Annotated in this window: 1 pseudogene; it reads right to left on the reverse strand. The window is 42.0% G+C overall.

The window, feature by feature from the left end:
• Nucleotides 1-314, reverse strand: a pseudogene (locus AB4512_RS22470) (DUF1566 domain-containing protein); the annotation flags it as partial.

Below are 314 nucleotides of genomic sequence, written 5' to 3' on the forward strand. Positions count from 1 at the left end.
GGAATGAACTCTGTGGTTCAACGACATTTTGTGTGTCATCAATATCTGAGAAATAGCGTAAAACACCCGTATCATTCAATGCTGTCGCAGCTTTTAGCTCTCCTTCAAGGAAATTTGCAAAAGCAGTAACTTGATCATTATCTAGTACTCCACCCACATAATCGGCCGCACTCTTATCAAATTTCGCACTCAATTGAGCCAGCATGAACGCACGATTAGAGTGCTTAAACGCCTTAATTGTTGATACGACATTTTGTTCCAGACTCGCGAGTTCAGACGCAGATAAATCGTCTTGGATATTGCCAGAGATCGTG

Origin of the sequence: Vibrio sp. 10N.222.52.B7, from assembly GCF_041474275.1 — a bacterium.
GTDB lineage: Bacteria > Pseudomonadota > Gammaproteobacteria > Enterobacterales > Vibrionaceae > Vibrio > Vibrio crassostreae_C.